The sequence below is a fragment of the Solemya elarraichensis gill symbiont genome (assembly GCF_002021095.1).
Taxonomy (GTDB): Bacteria; Pseudomonadota; Gammaproteobacteria; order Chromatiales; family Chromatiaceae.
On record NZ_MPRK01000374.1, the window covers coordinates 1 to 1070 of the forward strand.

General features: G+C 46.0%; 1 protein-coding gene. It reads left to right on the plus strand.

Features of this window, described 5'->3' with window-relative positions:
* Positions 1–1057, plus strand: a 1057-nt coding sequence (locus BOW51_RS11025) for a hypothetical protein (RefSeq protein WP_217349052.1), incomplete at its 5' end; no start/stop codon positions are given.
* Between the last annotated feature and the right edge of the window lie 13 nt (positions 1058–1070).

Genomic DNA, 1070 nt, shown 5'->3' on the forward strand with positions numbered 1-1070 from the left:
AAAGACGGGAATCATCAATCTTCCCCTACAGAGTCTCTGGTCTCAAATCGACGTGTACGCTAACAATAAATTAGTCTCCCTTCACGGCTCGCACTATCCATGGAAAGCGTACTTGAAAACAATCCTCTCTCGCGGTAATCCCGCTCTGGAAACGCAGATGCAATCGCAGTTATTTTTTTTGGATACAAATGATTTGGACGATCAAGATGCAAACACGGGAGTAAATGTGGGACTCTTCGCTCGATATTACTACACCAAGGAGAGTAGAACATTCGACATGGAGGGTCCGATCTACGAAGACCTCTTCGCTTTGAATCGATATCTCGTGAACGGCGTGGACCTCTATCTAAAACTGTTTAGAAATAGAGCTTCTTTCCTATTGATGAGTGGCGAAGACCAACCCCAATATAAAGTCGAGTTGTTGGACGTGGTGTTCAAAGCGTGCATGATCAAGATCGACGAGGGGGTCTTGTTGAGTCACGCGCGTATTTTCGAAGATAAGACGGCTAAATATCCCCTCACTCGAACCGAAATCAAGATGAATAGTATTCCTGCAGGGTCGGGATCTTTCGTATGGCAAAACGTTTATTCGAACAATCTCCCTCAAAAAGTATTCTTTGTGTTCGTGGACCAGTCGGCAGTCAACGGGAATTACTCGAAAAATCCTTTCAATTTCCAACATATCGCAGACGGGATGGCCCTGTACGTGAACGGAGAAAGCGTACCCGCACGACCCATGCAGATGGATTTATCGGCTAATAAAAATTTCGTCACGCCCTACGTCAATCTGATGGAAACGTGCGATCGATGGAATAAGGACGAAGGTTTCGCAATCACTCGATTGATGTTCGACAGCGGGTATGCCATTTACGGTTTCGATCTCGCCCCCAGCGATTACGGGGGCGACTATATAAATTTGATTCGACACGGAAATCTGAGACTCGAAGTGAAATTTGCTACGACCACCACCGTAACCTACAATTGTCTAGCTTACGCGGAGTTCCCGGCACTTCTCGAAATCGATCGTACACGCGACGTCAAATTCACCCGAGTATGAATAACTTACAGAT